Here is a 17,843-nt window from a genome sequence, read left to right as displayed (position 1 = left end):
ATGAACAATATTTTTAAGATCGGTATGATCGCGGGCCTGCTACTGGCAGGCCCCAGTTTTGGCGCAGACAACATTACCCGCGCCGATCAGATTCCCCAGTTACATGAAGAACCACAGCATCCCACCGTCAGTGAACGCGTTACATCGCGCTTTACCCGTTCTCACTACCGTCAGTTCGACCTGAATCAGGATTTTTCAGCGAAAATTTTTGATCGCTACCTGAATCTGCTCGATTACAGCCACAACGTCCTGTTGGCTTCTGATATCGCACAGTTTGCTGATAAGAAGACCACCCTCGGTGATGAGCTGCGTAGCGGTAAGCTGGATGTGTTTTACGATTTATACAATCTGGCGCAGAAACGCCGCTTCGAGCGCTATCAATACGCGCTGAGTGTGCTGAATCGCCCGATGAACTTTACCGGCAACGACACCATCGACATCGATCGTGGTAAATCACCCTGGCCGAAAAGCACCGATGAGCTGAACGCGCTTTGGGATGCCAAAGTTAAATACGACGAACTGAGCCTGAAGCTGGCTGGCAAAGATGACAAAGAGATTCGTGAGACGCTGACCAAGCGTTATAACTTTGCCATTCGTCGCCTGGCGCAAAGCAACAGCGAAGACGTGTTCCAGTTGGCGATGACTGCGTTTGCGCATGAGATCGACCCGCATACTAACTATCTGTCGCCGCGTAATACCGAGCAGTTCAACACCGAAATGAGCCTGTCGCTGGAAGGCATTGGCGCGGTGTTGCAGATGGATGACGATTACACCGTGATCAACTCAATGGTCGCGGGTGGTCCGGCTGCCAAGAGCAAATCGATCAGCGTTGGCGATCGTATCGTCGGTGTCGGCCAGCCAGGCAAACCGATGGAAGATGTGATCGGCTGGCGTCTGGATGACGTCGTAGCGAAGATCAAAGGACCAAAAGGCAGCAAAGTTCGCCTTGAGATCCTGCCTGCCGGTAAAGGCACCAAAACCCGTACTGTGACGCTGACGCGCGAGAAGATCCGCCTGGAAGATCGCGCGGTGAAGGGCACGGTGCATACCGTTGGTAACGAGAAAGTCGGCGTGTTGGATATCCCGGGCTTCTACGTTGGCCTGACCGATGATGTGAAAGTGCAGCTGCAAAAACTGCAAAAGCAGAATGTGGATAGCATCGTCATCGACCTGCGCACCAACGGTGGCGGGGCGTTAACCGAAGCGGTCTCGCTTTCCGGCCTGTTTATTCCGAGTGGCCCGGTGGTGCAGGTACGTGACAATAATGGTCGCGTACGTGAAGACAGCGATAACGACGGCATTGTTTATTACAAAGGTCCGTTAGTGGTCCTGGTTGATCGTTTTAGTGCTTCGGCTTCTGAGATCTTTGCTGCTGCCATGCAGGACTATGGTCGCGCCCTGATTGTCGGTGAACCGACCTTCGGTAAAGGCACCGTTCAGCAGTATCGCTCCCTGAACCGTATCTATGATCAGATGCTGCGTCCTGAATGGCCTGCATTAGGTTCGGTGCAGTACACCATCCAGAAGTTCTACCGCATCAACGGCGGTAGCACCCAGCGTAAAGGGGTAACCCCGGACCTGCTGATGCCAACTGGCGTGGAAGCGGCGGAAACCGGTGAGAAGTTTGAAGACAATGCCTTACCGTGGGACAGCATCAACGCGGCGACCTATACCAAAACCGGGGATATCACCGCGCTGGTACCGCAGTTGACCAAAGAACATGAGGACCGCATTGCGAAAGATCGCGAGTTCCAGTACATCATGAAAGATATTGCGCGCTTCAACGCGACCAAAGATAAACGTAATATCGTGTCACTCAATCTGGCCCAGCGCGAGAAAGAGAACCATGACGAAGATGCACTGCGTCTGGAACGTATCAATGCACGTTATCAGGCTGAAGGCAAAGCACCGCTGAAGAGCCTTGACGATCTGCCGAAGGATTACAAAGAGCCGGATCCTTATCTGGATGAAACGGTGAAAATTGCCAACGATCTGGCGCAGCTGGAAAAATCCCAGCCGCAACCCGCGGGCAGTAAATAACCATACGGACAGAGAACAAGCACCGCTCAATGCGGTGCTTTTTTTTTGTCTGGTGTCCGATACTTAAGTGTCGTTTTATGGGTTGGACGATATGACGTTACTGAATGTAAAGTTATGTCTTTTTAGACACTTAAACATTAAGGTTGCTTGAAATGCTGCGTAATGACCCTAGGATGTATATCCGCGCATAAGCGCGTGCACAACTGAGGAAGATTAACGTTTATGATGCGTATTGCTCTTTTCCTGATCACCAACCTGGCGGTGATGTTGGTTTTCGGACTGATTCTCAGTCTGACAGGAATCCAGTCAAGCAGTGTTCAGGGTCTGATGATTATGGCAGGTCTGTTTGGCTTCGGCGGTGCGTTTGTTTCACTGCTGATGTCGAAATGGATGGCGTTGCGTTCGGTGGGAGGTGAAGTGATTGAACAACCTCGCAACGAGACAGAACGCTGGCTGATGGATACCGTTGGCCGCCAGGCTCAGCAGGCTGGCATTGCGATGCCGCAGGTGGCGATTTATCACGCGCCAGATATCAACGCCTTTGCGACGGGCGCGCGCCGTGATGCGTCGTTGGTCGCTGTCTCTACCGGTCTGTTGCAAAACATGAGCCGCGATGAAGCGGAAGCGGTACTGGCCCACGAAATCAGCCATATCGCCAATGGCGACATGGTTACCATGACGCTGATTCAGGGTATCGTGAACACCTTCGTGATCTTTATCTCACGTATCATTGCGCAGGTTGCATCGGGTTTTCTGTCTGGCAACCGCGATGGTGAGGAGAGCAGCAACGGTAATCCGCTGGTTTACTTCGCGGTCGCTACTGTGCTGGAACTGGTATTCGGCATTCTTGCCAGCATCATCACCATGTGGTTCTCGCGTCATCGTGAGTTCCATGCCGATGCCGGTTCAGCGAAACTGGTAGGTCGTGAGAAAATGATTGCCGCGTTACAGCGCCTGAAAACCAGTTATGAGCCACAAGAGCCGAGCAGCATGATGGCCTTCTGCATCAACGGTAAAGGTAAATCGCTGAGCGAACTGTTTATGTCTCACCCGCCGCTGGATAAGCGTATTGAAGCGCTGCGTAGCGGTGCTTATCTGAAATAAGGCTCTTCACGTAGCGGCGCGATTCATCGCGCGGGGTTAAAGCCCCAGATCATCGCACCGCTACGATTTTATGACTCTGCCGTCTCACGCGATTGCGTCATCCGCGCCATACTCACCACCGCCGCGACAGTGGAAAATGCACCCGCCAGAATCAACGAGGCATGAGTACCGCTCACGTTAAACAGGTTAAACATCAATGCCACCAGCGCAGCCCCACTGCTTTGCCCCAGCAGGCGTGCCGTGCCCAGCATGCCACTGGCACCGCCGCTACGGTTACGTGGCGCGGAAGAGATAATCGTGTGGTTGTTCGGTGACTGGAACAGACCAAAACCGGCACCACACAGCATCATACGCCAGATGATATCAACATCCGTTGGCTGTGCGGGGAGCAACGCCAGCAGGAACAGACCGGCCGCAAACATCGCCAGCCCCAGCCCGCCCAGCAGGCCCGCATGAACCTTGCCAATCAGACGGCCAGCAATTGGTGCAAGCACCATGGTCGCCAGCGGCCAAGGGGTCAGAAGCAGACCGGTCGCTACCTCATCGCGTCCCAGCACGTTTTGCAGAAAGAAGGGTAACGACACCATTGCCAGCATTTGCGCGCAAAAGGAGCAGATCGACGTGCAGATGGAGAGGGTGAAAATAGGGATGCGCAGTAAATCCACTGGCAGCAGTGGCACCGGCATCGCCAACTGACGACGAATAAATACCACCCCGATCAACAACAATGCAACCAGCTCACCGAGAATCAGCCAGTGATTTTGTCCCTGAGCAAAACCGCTCAATGCGGAGATTAACAGGCCAAAGAACAGCGCGTTCATTACTGCGCTCACCACATCAAATTTCTGCTGTTTGGCTTTTTGCGGATTATCCGGCAAAAAACGCAGCGCCAGCCACAATGCAATGATCCCAAGCGGTACGTTGATCAGAAACAGCCATTTCCAACTGGCAACGGAGAGGATCGCGGCAGCGACCGTCGGTCCGGCAGCCGTTGAAACCGCGACAATCAGCGAGTTGATCGCCATCCCACGGCCAAGGAAACGCTGCGGGTAAATGATGCGTATCAATGCGGTGTTGACGCTCATTAATGCTGCACCGCCAAACCCTTGTAATACGCGAGCCAGCGTCAGCATGTTCAGCGATGAAGAGAGTGCGCAGAACAACGACGTGGCGATAAACAGCGCCAGACCCGCCTGATATACGCGTCGATAACCCAGCATATCGCCGAGGAACGACAAAGAAAGCAACGAGATAACGATGGCGATCTGGTAGGCGTTGACAATCCACACCGATTCCGCCGGGCTGGCGTGTAATTCACGCGAAATGGTGGGCAGGGCGACATTGGCAATCGCGCCATCCAGCACTGCCATCATAATACCCAGCGCGATGGTGATGATTGCGCCATAGCGTTGTGGAACCGGTAAACCATCCTGGAGTGAGCTTGCGGACATAGGGAGAATAAGTGAAGGAAGTGAATATCATCATGCTAATCAATTCTGTAGCAGAAAGCACCGCATGAAGTGACAAAAAGTATCAGGGAATGTGTCGCTTAGTGCTATCGATTGCCGCTTAAGGCCTGAAGCGAATATACTGGCACTATTGTTCCGTTTTTTTTGAAACAACCTCAAAAAAGGATACGCGATGGCGAACGCTGATAACGATAAACAGCCTGATTCCGTCTCATCAGTGATGAAGGTGTTTGGGATTTTGCAGGCGCTGGGTGAAGAGCGCGACCACGGCATTACAGAGCTGTCTCAACGCGTGATGATGTCTAAAAGCACCGTCTATCGCTTTTTGCAAACCATGAAGTCGCTGGGTTATGTCGCGCAGGAAGGCGAAACGGAAAAGTATTCGCTAACGCTCAAGTTATTCGAGCTGGGCGCGAAGGCGTTACAGAACGTTGATCTGATCCGCAGCGCGGATGTGCAGATGCGCGAGCTGTCACGCCTCACTAAAGAAACCATTCATCTTGGGGCGCTGGAAGAAGACAGCATTGTCTACATCCACAAGATCGACTCGCTCTACAACCTGCGCATGTATTCACGTATTGGTCGCCGCAACCCGCTGCATACCACCGCGATCGGCAAAGTGCTGCTGGCGTGGCGTGATCGTAGCGAAGTACAGGAAATCCTTAGCGAAGTGGAGTTTCGGCGCAGTACCGCCAACACCATCGTCAGCGCTGACGCCCTGCTTAAGGTGCTCGACCAGGTAAAAGTACAGGGATTCGGCGAAGATAACGAGGAGCAGGAAGAGGGATTACGTTGCATTGCCGTGCCGGTATTTGACCGTTTTGGCGTAGTGATTGCGGGCCTCAGCATCTCTTTCCCCACTATTCGTTTCTCGGAAGAGGGAAAAAACGAATATGTGGCGATGCTGCATCGAGCGGCGCGTGCCGTCTCAGAGCAAATGGGGTATCACGAATATCCGTTTTAACGCAGCAATAAACGGGCTGTTGCCAGCCCGTTTATGCAGTAATTAATTATCGATCACTTCACCGCTTTTCTTCAGTATCGGGCAGTCAGTTACGCCAACAATGCCGCTATCGGTATGCAGATATTGCGCGGTAATCATGCCTCGCGCGGTTAGATAGCTACATTGCAGGCCGAGTCCGGCTGCATTTTTATTGCTGCCGGTTAACACGCCATAGCCCGTGAATAACATCGCCAGCCAGATAACGGCGATCAGCATAATCGCCCGGATGAATAGTTTCATTTTGTCTCCATGTGATACATAACGCAGCTGTCCAGATGCTGCTGCCATCCCTATAGTAGCAGCTTGCCTCACCGGATCGATCAGAGATAACTGAAAGGTGATGCACAGGAAAATCTGCATTCGGTGCGTCCCCATTATCTTTTCCTGCCGCAAAGAGTAGAATCACCCGCTAAGTGAGAGTTTGACGTTAATCAGTAATCTGAGGCAGTTATGAATGAGTTAGCCGCAAATCCCAGCCCGTTGTTCAGTTACGCTGTGCTGGTCATCATTATCGTTGTGGCCTTTATCGCCTGGTTCTTTGTTAACCGGGCCAGCGTACGTGCCAGCGAGCAGATACAGTTGCTGGAAACGCTGTTAGAAGAACAGAAAAAGCAAAATGCGCTGTTGCGCCGCCTGGCGGATGCACAGTCTGACACAGCACCGAAAGATGTAGAGGAAGAGGACGAAAAACGCGATTTTATTCGTCTGATTCCGGAGCGTTAATCGACAGATGGAGTGGTAATGGCCTGGCAAAATCCCTGGTACGATGCGGCGAAACAACACCATACGCCGCAGGGCTTTCGTAACCCGGAAGAAGAGTTAAGGCAGCCGGGGGATTTACAGCGCTGGCAGCGTGAACGTAAAGAGCAGGGATTACCCTTTCCCCCTCAGGCAGGTTATCCGGCGTTCATCAGCGACTGGTGCCAGCCAGTCGATTTGAGTGGGGAAGAGGATCGTATCTGGTGGCTCGGCCATGCTGCCTTATTACTTCGTCTGAATCAGCGTTATCTGCTGATTGATCCCGCGCTGTCACAACGCGCCTCTCCGTTACCCTTTGCCGGTCCGCAACGCAAAACGCCGGCACCATTACGTGTGGCGCAGTTGCCACATCTGGATTATGTGCTGATTTCACACAATCATTACGATCATCTGGATCGTCCCACGGTGAAACGCATTGCCCGACAATTTCCCGCAGCCCATTTTCTGGTGCCATTGGGCATGGGGAAGTGGTGTCAGCAGCGCGGTGTACGTCATGTCACTGAACTGGACTGGTGGCAAAGCATTGCGCTGGGAAGTGCGCAGTTTACCGCAGTACCTGCGCGTCACTGGAGTATGCGTACCTTCTTTGATCGTAACCGTTCCTTATGGTGTGGCTGGGTGGTGCGTAATCCAGCACTCAACTTCTGGTTTGCGGGCGACAGTGGTTATAGCGATAACCTGAATCTCATCGCGCAACAACTCGGTCCGTTTAATCTGGCTGCGTTGCCAATCGGTGCCTACGCACCAAAATGGTTCATGCGTGGGCAGCACATGGACCCGGATCAGGCGGTGCAGTTATGGCAGCAAATTGGCCGTCCATTGACGATACCCATTCATTGGGGAGTCTTTGAATTGGCAGACGAATCACTGGATGAACCACCCGCAGTTCTTGCTCAGGCGCTGCTCAGCGCAAACGAGACGAGTAATGACTTCACACCGTGGAGAATAGGTGAGAGTCGGACCCTGCCGAATATTGATTCAGATTTGTCCTAACCGCATTTTGTTAAATTGAGGACGCTGGTGCGTTTTTTTAACATTTATTTGTTTTGATGTTAGAAAAAAATGAGATAACTGCCAAACAGAATGGATGCGTATATTTGGGGCAAGGGTGAATATATTTTCCTGATTTTGGTGCAAAACTATTAATAACCTGTACCTGATAAAAACAGCTGTACAAGATTCGCACGATGCGCATATGTTGCGCCAGAAGTTAACATTTTGGTGAAATTCATTATCTATGCCATATTTGTGCAATATTTTTTGCGTATGATTATCAGTTTAAATAGCGTTGCATTGGACAAAAATCAGCCACTGGACTACAACATTTTTTGGCTGTAACGCTACTGATCAATAACCCTTTTTTGTGCAGGCAAGGTTACGCGAAGAAGGAAGAAGGCAGGTGAAGTTTGTGCCTTCGCCAGCAATTATGTGCGACAAGTCGATAGGTGTTTAAAAATGGCTTGCCATTAATTTGCGGATATGTGATAACGATTCGTGGGTCAAACGAGGTACAGTTCTGTTTATGTATGGCATCTTCAGTAAAGAAGTTACGAGTAAAGACGTTGACGTTGAATACCGCTTCCTTGCCGAAACCTTAAATTAGTGCCTCATGCAGTAATGTCTCTGGTTTTTCTGTAAGTCTGCCTTCGGGCAATATAAACACTCTAAGGAATTTGCAAAATGGCAAAAATTAAAGGTCAGGTTAAGTGGTTCAACGAGTCTAAAGGTTTTGGTTTTATCACTCCTGCTGACGGTAGCAAAGATGTGTTCGTACACTTCTCTGCAATCCAGGGCAATGGTTTTAAAACTCTGGCCGAAGGCCAAAATGTTGAATTCGAAATCCAGGACGGCCAGAAAGGTCCGGCTGCAGTCAACGTCACTGCTATCTGATTTCGTCGCCAGGCTCGGTGTCATGCACCACTGAAACGAATCCTAAAGCCCCGGTCACTGACCGGGGCTTTTCTTTATCCTTTCTGTAAACAGATGACCAGGGTAAACTGCGCCGCGAATTGCTAACCCGGAGTTATCTATGTCTTTGATTTGCCCTCTTTGTCATCAACCTCTTCTGCTGCAAACCGCCAGCTATCGCTGCGATACCGGTCATCAGTTTGATTTGGCCAAAGAAGGGTATGTCAATCTGCTGCCGGTTCAGCACAAAAGCTCGCGTCAGCCCGGCGACAGCCCGGAAATGCTGCTGGCGCGCCGCGAATTCCTCGATGCCGGATATTACCAACCATTGCGCGATCGCGTTGCTGCATGGCTGTCTGAACGCCTGCCAGCGGTATCTGCGCAGTTGCTGGATATCGGCTGTGGCGAAGGGTATTACACCGCCGAGATGGCGGCAGCATTACCACAGGCGCAAGTCTATGGTCTGGATGTGGCGAAAGCGGCGATTCGCATGGCGGCGAAACGCTACCGCTCGATAAAATTTTGCGTTGCCTCCAGCCAGCGGCTGCCGTTTGCCGATGCCTCGCTCGATGGCATCGTACGCATCTATGCCCCATGTAATGAAGAGGAATTGAGCCGTGTGGTGAAGCCTGGCGGTTATTTACTGACGGTAACCCCTGGGGCACATCATCTGGAGCAATTTAAGGCGCTAATCTACCGTGAAGTGCAGTTACATGCGGCGGAAGAGAAGGTGTATGCGGGCTTTAATCAGGTGGCGCAGGAAAGTCTGCGCTACAGGATGACGCTCAGCGGTGTCGCAGCTACCACCTTATTGCAGATGACGCCATTCGCCTGGCGTGCGCGGGAAGAGGTGTGGCAAACCCTTGCGACAGCCACCGCGTTTGACTGTGAAGCTGACTTTACGCTGACGCTCTGGCAACGCGCCTAACGCGCGTCCACCAGCGTGTGGTAAATCTTTTCTAAATCGTCGAGTTGTTTTACCGCAATCAACAGGCGACGCTGCTCAAGCTGCATCACCAGAATGCCATCTTCGGACAGGTTCATGCTTTGGATGCGGTGATAATCAATCCAGACGCCGGCGAAAAACAGGCCGTCATTCTTCATCAGCAATTTCGGGCTACGCAGCCAGAACAACCAGAACGCCATAAAGCACAGCACCATGAGCAGGGTGGTGGTGAGTTGTGGTCCCTGATGGCTGACGTTGTTCCACAATAAAATTAGCAACAACACGATAAAGATGGCGCTGTCGATTTTATGGCGACGGCGCAGTGCAACACGCAGTTTTGTGGGACCATTACGTCGCGGCAGAATTGCCTCGTCGTAGATAGCAAACAGCAGCAGGCCAGCAATAAGCAGCGTAATCAGGGCGTCAGTCAGTGACATGATGATTCCTTAACAGAAGTGACCTCAGCGTTGACGCTCAGGTAACCCCTGTAAAACTGCCGGGGACACAAGGTCCCCGGCAAGATTTTACAGACCGAGCAAGCCGATCCAGTAACCAAAAATACCAATCGCAAAGAAGCCAACGATAATCCACAGCGCGTTGACCTTGCGGCGCAGCAGCCACATACAGCCAAAGGTTAACAGCAGCGGAATCAGGCCCGGCATCAGTTGGTCGAGAATCGACTGAACGGTGGTAACGGTGGTTTTGCCGGTTTGGTCGGTGATGCGTGACACCACCAGCGGCACGTTCACATGCGTCCACTTGTTAACCAACGCCCCCATGACAAACAGGCCGAGAATTGACGCCCCCTCGGTCAGTTTTTGCAGGAAGCCGCCGCCCATATCGCTAACGATATCCACCCCTTTGCGATAACCATAGGCCACGCCGTAGTAGCGGGTCAGCAGACGCGCAATGTTAAACAGGAGGAAAAACAGCAGTGGGCCAAGCAGACTGCCGCTCATGGCGATCCCTGCCCCGAGGGCAGCGAACACCGGACGTACCGTACCCCAGAAAATCGGGTCACCCACACCCGCCAGCGGGCCCATCAGACCGACTTTGATACCGTTTATGGCACCATCATCAATCGCTGCACCGTTAGCGCGTTGTTCTTCCATCGCCATCGTCACGCCGAGCACTGGCGCTGCAACGAACGGATGGGTATTGAAGAATTCCAGATGACGTTTGATGGCTTGTTTCCGGTCATCGTTATTTTCCGGATAGAGACGGCGAATCACCGGCACCATCGAGAAGCAGAAGCCCAGCGCCTGCATACGTTCAAAGTTCCACGAACCCTGGAACAGGTTAGAGCGCAGGAACACGCCACGGACATCGCCCGGAGTGAGTTTCTTTTGAGAATGAGTAGTATCAACCATGATGTCACCTGTTCCTTAATCGAGTTCGTTGTCGAGGTCGTTTTGCGCAGGACCGGCAGCCGCAGCGCCCGCAACACGGTTATATTTCGGAGCCAACTGGATGTACAGTACCGCCATTACCACGCCAATCACGCCCAGCGCCACCAGGTTGAAGTTGGTGAATGCAGCAGTGACGAAGCCGAGGTAGAAGAACGGCATCAGGTAGCCAGCACGCATCATGTTAATGACCATTGCGTAACCGACGACCACGATCATGCCACCGGCGATGTTCAGGCCGTTGGTCACCACTTCCGGGATAGAACTCAGCAAGCTATGAACCGCGCTGGTACCGACGGAAATTGCCACGATCAGTGCCGGGATTGCGATACGCATCGCCTGCAACAGCAAGGCTGAAACGTGAATCCACGAAATTGCCGACAGGTTGCCTTTCTCCGCAGCTTTATCGGCTGCGTGCTGGAAGGCCACGGTGATAGTACGAACGATGATGGTCAGTACCTGACCGGCCGCAGCCAGTGGAATGGCCAGCGCGATACCCGCACCGACACTTTGACCACCGGCAATAACCAGGATGGTTGAGATGATTGAGGCGAGGGCAGCATCCGGTGCCACAGCAGCACCAATGTTCATCCAGCCCAGCGCGATCATCTCCAGTGTACCGCCGATGATGATACCGGTTTTCATATCACCCAGTACCGCACCGATCAGAGTACAAGCCACCAACGGACGGTGGAACTGGAACTCATCAAGAATCGATCCCATCCCGGCGATACAAGCCACAATAAATATCAAAATGATTTGTAGCGAGGTTATCTCCATTGCATTTCTCCTAAGCAAAGGTCACGAAATATTCGCCCGCGCAAGCAGGCACAGATGGCGAATTACGCATTTACCTTCGCAATCAGGTCCATCATTTTCAGTTTCGGGTCGTTAGAAACTTTGCGCACTTCCAGCTCGATACCACGGTCATTGAGTTTGCGGAACGCCGCAATATCCTTCTCATCAACCGAGACCGCGTTATTAACCTGGGTTTTACCCTGACGGAACGCCATCCCGCCGATATTGACGGATTTGATAGCCACGCCCTGTTCCACAATACGTTCCACATCGGTCGGATTGGTGAACAACAACATGACGCGATCCTGACCATATTTCGGGTTGTTCCAGACGCGAATCATTTTATCGACATCAACCACATGCGCCGTGACGCCGGGCGGTGCCACCTGGGTGAGCAGCGTTTTACGCACATGGTCATTGGCGACTTCATCGCTGACGACGATAATGCGTGTGACGTTGGTTTCTTTGGTCCAGCGGGTCGCAACCTGACCATGAATCAGACGGTCATCAATGCGGGCCAGGCCAATCTTCATATGCTCGCCGGGGGCCAGCGGTTTTTGCGGCTGCGGCGCAGCTTTGGCAACGGGGACGGCAGGTGCAGGCTCAGCCGTTTCGGTTTTCAGTGCTTTAACACCTTCGCGACCTGCTTCGACCGCGATGTGAATTAACTCCTCCAGTGAGGGATTATCATCACGTCCCATCAGGGTCTCGACCAGCATCGGAATGTTGACACCGGCAATGACATCATAATCCGGTTTATCCACCACGATGCGGCTCGCCGCGTTGAAGGGACTGCCACCCCAGGTGTCGACCAGGAACAGCACCCCCTTCGAGGTGTCCATTGTCGCCAGTCGGGCCTGATACTTTTCAATTAGCGTTTCTGCATTTTCGCCGGGCACGAAATCAATCCATCCGACATTTTCCTGCTCACCCAACAGCATCTCTGCTGTTTTAAGCAGCTGTTCTGCCGCCCAGCCATGTGTACCAATTACAATAGCAATGGTCACTTGCTACCTCCGTTCGCATGAGAGATTCTCTGGCTTCGCCGGGAATCGATGAAAATTACCGTTGTTGTTTCCTGTGGATCGCTTCGGTTTAAGATGAAGAAAAACATCAATAAATAACCTAAAACTTTCCGCTACACAGCGATAAGGTCGCGATTTATTTTAGTGAGTGAAAAAATAAATTATGTGATGCTTGTCAGTAATTCAGAGCGTAACGGTGTCTATTCGTGCTTTTATCTCCCCTTTTTTCAGGCTGTTACCGTTTGTAAATGTAAGAAAATTTTTTGACGCCGGTGATGTAACTGATACATTAACGTTCTGTTTATTATTCAGGAGTACCGGGCATTAGCTCACCTTTATGGACCGTCACCGACGTCGCTTCACCCCTTCACAGCGCCTGCTGGCGCATGCATCCACGCCTGATGGCGTAATCCAATCCGTTAACGATTTGCTGTCTCGCCGCGTGGCGCAGGCCCGTTTTCGTACGCACGCATCCCTGGTAAGGAGTCATTGATGGAATTTCTCTTCGACCCCTCCATCTGGGCGGGTTTGCTGACGCTTATCGTGCTGGAGATTGTTCTCGGCATCGATAACCTGGTTTTTATTGCTATCCTGGCCGACAAGCTGCCGCCAAAACAGCGCGATAAAGCGCGTCTGATCGGCCTGTCGCTGGCGTTAGTGATGCGACTTGGCCTGTTGTCACTCATCTCGTGGATGGTGACATTAACGCGACCCCTATTCAGCGTAGGCGATTTCAGCTTTTCCGGGCGCGATTTAATCCTGCTGGCCGGTGGTCTGTTCCTGTTGTTCAAGGCCACGATGGAGTTACATGAACGGCTGGAGAACCGCAATCTGGAGCATCAGGGTAACCGCAGCTATGCCAGCTTCTGGGCAGTGGTGACACAAATCGTGGTGCTGGACGCGGTGTTTTCGCTGGATGCGGTGATTACCGCCGTAGGGATGGTGAACCATCTGCCGGTGATGATGACGGCGGTAGTGATCGCGATGGGTGTGATGCTGCTGGCTTCAAAACCTTTGACCCGTTTTGTTAACGCGCACCCGACGGTGGTGGTGTTGTGTCTTAGCTTCCTGCTGATGATCGGTTTGTCGCTGGTCGCGGAAGGTTTTGGTTTCCATATTCCGAAAGGTTACCTGTATGCGGCGATTGGCTTCTCGATCCTGATCGAATTGTTTAACCAGATTGCGCGTCGTAACTTTATCCGCCATCAGGCGCATCGCCCGATGCGTGAACGCACCGCCGAAGCGATTCTGCGTCTGATGGGAGGCCGTCAGCGTAAACAGGCGGCGACGACGGAAGAGCAGGCGCTGGTGGAAGCCATGCCGCAGGAAGCCTTTAAGGACGAAGAACGTTACATGATCAACGGTGTGCTGACGCTGGCGCAACGCTCGATTCGTAGCATCATGACGCCGCGTGGTGAAATCTCCTGGGTGGATGTGGATCGTCCGGTGGATGAAATTCGCATTCAGTTGCTGGATACGCCGCACAGCCTGTTCCCGGTGTGCCGCGGCGAGTTGGATGAGATCATCGGCGTGGTTCGTGCCAAAGAGTTGTTGGTCGCACTCGAGCATGGCATGGATGTGGCGACCTTTGCCGCCAACACCCCGCCGATTGTGGTGCCTGAAACACTGGACCCGATTAACCTGCTGGGCGTGCTGCGTCGGGCGAAGGGCAGCTTTGTGATCGTCACTAACGAATTCGGCGTGGTCCAGGGTTTAATCACGCCGCTTGACGTACTGGAAGCGATTGCCGGTGAGTTCCCGGACGAAGATGAAACACCGGATATCATTGCCGATGGCGAGGGCTGGTTGGTGAAGGGGGGGACGGATTTGCACTCACTGCAACAGCTGCTGGATTATCACGAATTGGTCAAAGCCGAAGACGATCACGCATCGCTGGCGGGCCTGCTGATTGATCAGAAAGGCCAATTGCCAGTGCCGGGTGAGGTGATTGATCTGCCACCGCTGCATTTCCAGATTATCGAAGCGACTGACTACCGCGTAGATTTAGTGCGGGTGACAAAAGACAAGCCGCACGAGGATGAAGAAATATAAAAATTTGGCACCTTCGGGTGCCAAATTTTTTCATTCAGTTGTAGCGGCGCGATTTATCGCGCTATTACGCGCTGAGCTGCGCCTGATGCTGTTCCAGCCAGGCCGGGAAGTCTTCAATCGGCATCGGACGCGCATAGAAATACCCCTGCAAATGGTCGACACCACGTTCGCGCAGATAATGCGCCTGTTCGGCAGTTTCCACTCCCTCCGCCACCAGCGCGATGTTCAGGCGTTGCGCCAGTGAAATCACCATATCGGTAACGGTGGCGTTAATGGCATCGGTGCCAATAGCGGCGGTAAAAATCTTATCGATTTTCAGCACATCGGGTTTGAGATCTTTCAGATAGGCAAGCGAACTGTGCCCGGTCCCGAAGTCGTCAATCGCCAGACGGACGCCAATCTCATGCAACTGGGCAACTACCGCCTGATCAATCACCGGCAGCGCATCGCGTTCGGTCAACTCGACCACCAGTTTAGGTAACGGATTGGCTGGCCACCAGATTCGTTGCAGGTCCTCAACAATCACCCGATCGTGAAAATGGCTGGCGGCAACGTTAATCGCAATATGGAAAGAAGAGCAGTGCGGCAGATTCGGTAGTTCATCTACCACTTTAGCAATCACAAAACGGGTGAGTGGTGCGATCAGATTTTGCCGTTCGGCCAGCGGAATAAACACGTCCGGAGCGATCCAGCCCTGACGGGGATTGTGCCAGCGTAACAGCAGCTCGATACCGTCGCATTCGCCACTTTTGGCGTTAATCAGCGGCTGACAATAAACCATAAATTCATTTGCGGTGATGCCATAACTGATTTGCCAGTTCAGGCTCATGCGGTTGGCGGTCGCCAGCCAGACGATGTAGCCCATCAGCAGGCTAAGCAGCACCGCCAGTGGCAACTGAGACGGCAGGGTGCTCAGCGCCAGGCGTGCCGGTGACGGACCGTACAACGTAATGGTGTAGGGATAACGTAGTGATGCCTGATCGTAGGCGACTTCATCTTCTGAGGGCACCGTCGGTTCAATCAGCGGATTGCCATATTCCAGGCTTTGCCCACCCACGTTAAAAATTGCCCGTTCCACCCACGGCAGCTGCGGTTCAAGCAAATAATTGGTCATTAACTCGATATTAATGACCTGTAATAAACCATCACGATTATCCAGCGATTTAGGCGTCCACAGCAGCAATACCGGAGAACCTTTTAACAGGTAATCGTCGGTGGTAAGCATCATGCGTTCATTATTAATCGCCAGTTCCGGGTAAGTCTGGCTGAAGGAGATATTTTGCGGGCCGTAAATACTGGAGCAGTAAAGCGTGTCGTTCTCCACCAACAGAATCGATCTGACGGTTTGCAGCGCGGCGATTTTTTCAATGAGCGGAAAACGGACTTGCGGGCAGGGCACGCCGACCAGGCCAAGGGTGTTATTGGCAGAGACATCCAGCGGCGAAAACATGCGATCAAAACGTTCAATGGCGCGAGAGGCAAAATCCAGAGACTGTTGCTCAATACGTGACTTCTCTTCAATGTAGCGAAAAGTCAGCGTAAGAATTAAAACCAGCGCGGCGATCACTAACGCAATAAGCAATCGCTTACGGCGAAATTGACCAACAAATTGCTGGGCTATGAGCATCAGTAACCACCTTGCAAAGACTAAGAATAAAGCCAAAGAACTTCTGGGTTATCGGCATAGCGGCGGCCAGGTTTAGCACGGCTCTGGAAAAAAAGCGGTACTGAAAAAGCAGCGCGGCCAGGGAGGGCCGCGCGTAAATCACTCTATCTGGTTTAGCATGATGGAGGTAGCAGCAGTTGCATAAAATTGTTCAATCGGTGTTTTTTTGCTCACCGAAGAAAGCAACTGCGTGGGGGAGTTAGTCGCACTGAACCTTGATAGCAAGGCCACCGCGCGAGGTTTCACGATATTTTGCATTCATATCTTTGCCGGTCTCATACATCGTCTCAATGACTTTATCCAGTGAGACGCGCGGTTCGCTGGTACGACGGAGCGCCATACGTGCCGCATTGATGGCTTTTACCGAGGCAATGGCATTACGTTCAATGCAAGGTACCTGCACCTGGCCTGCGACCGGATCGCAGGTCAGTCCAAGGTTGTGTTCCATACCAATTTCAGCCGCGACACACACCTGTTCCGGGCTGGCGCCCAGCAACTCAGCCAGGCCGGCGGCCGCCATCGAACAGGCCACACCCACTTCCCCCTGGCATCCCACTTCAGCACCGGAAATGGAGGCATTCATTTTATACAGAATGCCAATGGCACCGGAGGCGAGGAAATAGCGGATATAAATGTCAGGCGTCACGCTTTCAATAAAGTGATCGTAATAAGCCAGCACCGCTGGAACGATGCCACAGGCACCGTTGGTCGGGGCGGTGACGACGCGGCCACCTGCGGCATTCTCTTCATTGACTGCCAGCGCAAACATATTGACCCAGTCAATCACGTTCATTGGATCATTAGAATGTTTGGTGGAGGAGACCAGCAAACGGCGCAGCGAAGCCGCACGGCGCGGCACCCGCAGTGGCCCCGGCAGCACGCCTTCAGTATTCAGCCCACGATCGATACATGCCTGCATGGTCTGCCAGATGTTGGCGAAGTAGCTATGAATCTCGTCGCGGCTGTGCAGCGCCAGTTCGTTCTTCAACACCAGGCCAGACAGTGACAGGCCGCTCTCCCGACAGTGAGCAAGTAGCTCTTTAGCAGAATCGAACGGGAACGGCACGGAGACTTGGTCCAGCACGGACTGACCAAAATGCTCTTCATCAACGATAAAACCACCGCCGATGGAGTAATAGGTTTTACTCAGAATCAGCAGGTCGCCAGCGAAAGCGAACAGTGTCAGGCCATTTTCATGCAACGACAGGTTTTCGCTACGGAACACCATGCCGCCTTCGCGGGGGAAATCAACTTCATGGGCACCGTTGGCCAGCAGCAGGCGTTCGCGTTGTTCGACATCCTGAATAAAAGCGGGAATGCTGTCGATATCAACGGTATCCGGAGCGGCACCGGCCAGACCCATAATGATCGCGATGTCAGTGTGGTGACCTTTACCCGTGAGCGACAGAGAGCCGTAAACGTCCACCGCAACACGCGTGACGTCCTGCAACTTACCCTGTTCGGCCAGCAGATCAACAAACTGTTTGCCCGCTTTCATTGGGCCGACAGTATGCGAACTGGAAGGGCCGATGCCCACTTTAAACATGTCAAAAACACTAATCACCGGTGACACTCCTCACAAAGCTTATTTTTGTACGGCTCAGGCCGTTTTATGCGGCTAATAGTAATCGCACGCGCGCAGACACGAGCAGCTTTTCGCATGAAAT

General features: G+C 52.6%; 17 protein-coding genes. 9 read left to right on the top strand and 8 right to left on the bottom strand.

Translation table 11 applies throughout. The features are described from left to right. Entirely contained in the window at positions 1–2,040 is a 2,040-nt protein-coding gene (gene prc / locus AC6I8R_RS11290; RefSeq protein WP_021182992.1) for a carboxy terminal-processing peptidase, read from the top strand. 222 nt (positions 2,041–2,262) lie between these two features. Next, on the top strand, positions 2,263–3,144 hold the full coding sequence (gene htpX / locus AC6I8R_RS11285; protein ID WP_021182993.1) for a protease HtpX: 882 nt from the start codon (positions 2,263–2,265) through the stop codon (positions 3,142–3,144). 68 nt (positions 3,145–3,212) lie between these two features. Here htpX and AC6I8R_RS11280 read toward each other — a convergent pair whose 3' ends face one another. Then, the gene (locus tag AC6I8R_RS11280; protein WP_021182994.1) at positions 3,213–4,595 is read right to left on the bottom strand and encodes an MFS transporter; all 1,383 of its coding nucleotides are present in this window, start codon (positions 4,593–4,595) and stop codon (positions 3,213–3,215) included. 190 nt (positions 4,596–4,785) lie between these two features. Here AC6I8R_RS11280 and kdgR point away from each other — a divergent pair, with 190 nt between their 5' ends. Then, the gene (kdgR, locus tag AC6I8R_RS11275) at positions 4,786–5,577 is read left to right on the top strand and encodes a DNA-binding transcriptional regulator KdgR (RefSeq protein ID WP_021182995.1); all 792 of its coding nucleotides are present in this window, start codon (positions 4,786–4,788) and stop codon (positions 5,575–5,577) included. A gap of 42 nt (positions 5,578–5,619) precedes the next feature. On the opposite strand, the gene AC6I8R_RS11270 is transcribed toward kdgR, so the two are convergent. Beyond that, positions 5,620–5,856 (bottom strand): YobH family protein, encoded by a 237-nt coding sequence (locus tag AC6I8R_RS11270; protein WP_021182996.1) that lies wholly within the window; start codon positions 5,854–5,856, stop codon positions 5,620–5,622. 210 nt (positions 5,857–6,066) lie between these two features. On the opposite strand from AC6I8R_RS11270, the gene AC6I8R_RS11265 reads away from it, so the two are divergent. The 5 genes from AC6I8R_RS11265 to rlmA all read left to right on the top strand — a co-directional run bounded on the left by AC6I8R_RS11265 (position 6,067) and on the right by rlmA (position 9,211). Continuing rightward, the gene (locus AC6I8R_RS11265) at positions 6,067–6,339 is read left to right on the top strand and encodes a YebO family protein (RefSeq protein WP_208723563.1); all 273 of its coding nucleotides are present in this window, start codon (positions 6,067–6,069) and stop codon (positions 6,337–6,339) included. Between the two features lie 18 nt (positions 6,340–6,357). Next, a complete protein-coding gene (locus AC6I8R_RS11260; RefSeq protein WP_415174522.1) occupies positions 6,358–7,368 on the top strand; it encodes an MBL fold metallo-hydrolase in 1,011 nt (336 codons plus the stop codon). A gap of 529 nt (positions 7,369–7,897) precedes the next feature. Next, a complete protein-coding gene (locus AC6I8R_RS11255; RefSeq protein WP_139810977.1) occupies positions 7,898–7,978 on the top strand; it encodes a DUF2627 domain-containing protein in 81 nt (26 codons plus the stop codon). 77 nt (positions 7,979–8,055) lie between these two features. After that, positions 8,056–8,265 (top strand): transcription antiterminator/RNA stability regulator CspE, encoded by a 210-nt coding sequence (cspE, locus tag AC6I8R_RS11250; protein WP_001062678.1) that lies wholly within the window; start codon positions 8,056–8,058, stop codon positions 8,263–8,265. 139 nt (positions 8,266–8,404) lie between these two features. Further along, positions 8,405–9,211, top strand: a complete 807-nt coding sequence (gene rlmA / locus AC6I8R_RS11245; RefSeq protein ID WP_497832254.1) for a 23S rRNA (guanine(745)-N(1))-methyltransferase — start codon at positions 8,405–8,407, stop codon at positions 9,209–9,211. Here rlmA and AC6I8R_RS11240 read toward each other — a convergent pair. From AC6I8R_RS11240 to manX, 4 genes are all read right to left on the bottom strand, one after another. After that, entirely contained in the window at positions 9,208–9,666 is a 459-nt protein-coding gene (locus tag AC6I8R_RS11240; RefSeq protein WP_021183001.1) for a DUF986 family protein, read from the bottom strand. The genes rlmA and AC6I8R_RS11240 overlap by 4 nt on opposite strands. Positions 9,667–9,753: 87 nt before the next feature. After that, positions 9,754–10,599 carry a PTS mannose transporter subunit IID gene (locus tag AC6I8R_RS11235; protein ID WP_021183002.1) on the bottom strand — a complete coding sequence of 282 codons (846 nt, stop codon included), beginning with the start codon at positions 10,597–10,599 and terminating at the stop codon, positions 9,754–9,756. A gap of 15 nt (positions 10,600–10,614) precedes the next feature. Beyond that, the gene (locus AC6I8R_RS11230; protein WP_021183003.1) at positions 10,615–11,415 is read right to left on the bottom strand and encodes a PTS mannose/fructose/sorbose transporter subunit IIC; all 801 of its coding nucleotides are present in this window, start codon (positions 11,413–11,415) and stop codon (positions 10,615–10,617) included. Between the two features lie 62 nt (positions 11,416–11,477). Then, a complete protein-coding gene (gene manX / locus AC6I8R_RS11225; protein ID WP_021183004.1) occupies positions 11,478–12,440 on the bottom strand; it encodes a PTS mannose transporter subunit IIAB in 963 nt (320 codons plus the stop codon). A gap of 510 nt (positions 12,441–12,950) precedes the next feature. Between manX and AC6I8R_RS11220 the strand changes: the two genes are divergently transcribed. Further along, positions 12,951–14,510 carry a TerC family protein gene (locus AC6I8R_RS11220; RefSeq protein WP_497832253.1) on the top strand — a complete coding sequence of 520 codons (1,560 nt, stop codon included), beginning with the start codon at positions 12,951–12,953 and terminating at the stop codon, positions 14,508–14,510. Positions 14,511–14,574: 64 nt separating this feature from the next. Here AC6I8R_RS11220 and pdeD read toward each other — a convergent pair whose 3' ends face one another. Both pdeD and AC6I8R_RS11210 read right to left on the bottom strand, forming a co-directional pair. After that, the gene (gene pdeD, locus AC6I8R_RS11215) at positions 14,575–16,137 is read right to left on the bottom strand and encodes a cyclic di-3',5'-guanosine monophosphate phosphodiesterase PdeD (RefSeq protein WP_021183007.1); all 1,563 of its coding nucleotides are present in this window, start codon (positions 16,135–16,137) and stop codon (positions 14,575–14,577) included. 238 nt (positions 16,138–16,375) lie between these two features. Beyond that, positions 16,376–17,740 (bottom strand): L-serine ammonia-lyase, encoded by a 1,365-nt coding sequence (locus AC6I8R_RS11210; RefSeq protein ID WP_497829090.1) that lies wholly within the window; start codon positions 17,738–17,740, stop codon positions 16,376–16,378. Positions 17,741–17,843 lie beyond the last annotated feature (103 nt).

Source organism: Pantoea sp. X-Soil-OKNW-713 (genome assembly GCF_059730685.1).
The sequence above is the reverse complement of the archived record's forward strand: the minus strand, read 5'-3'. Positions and strand labels throughout refer to the sequence as shown.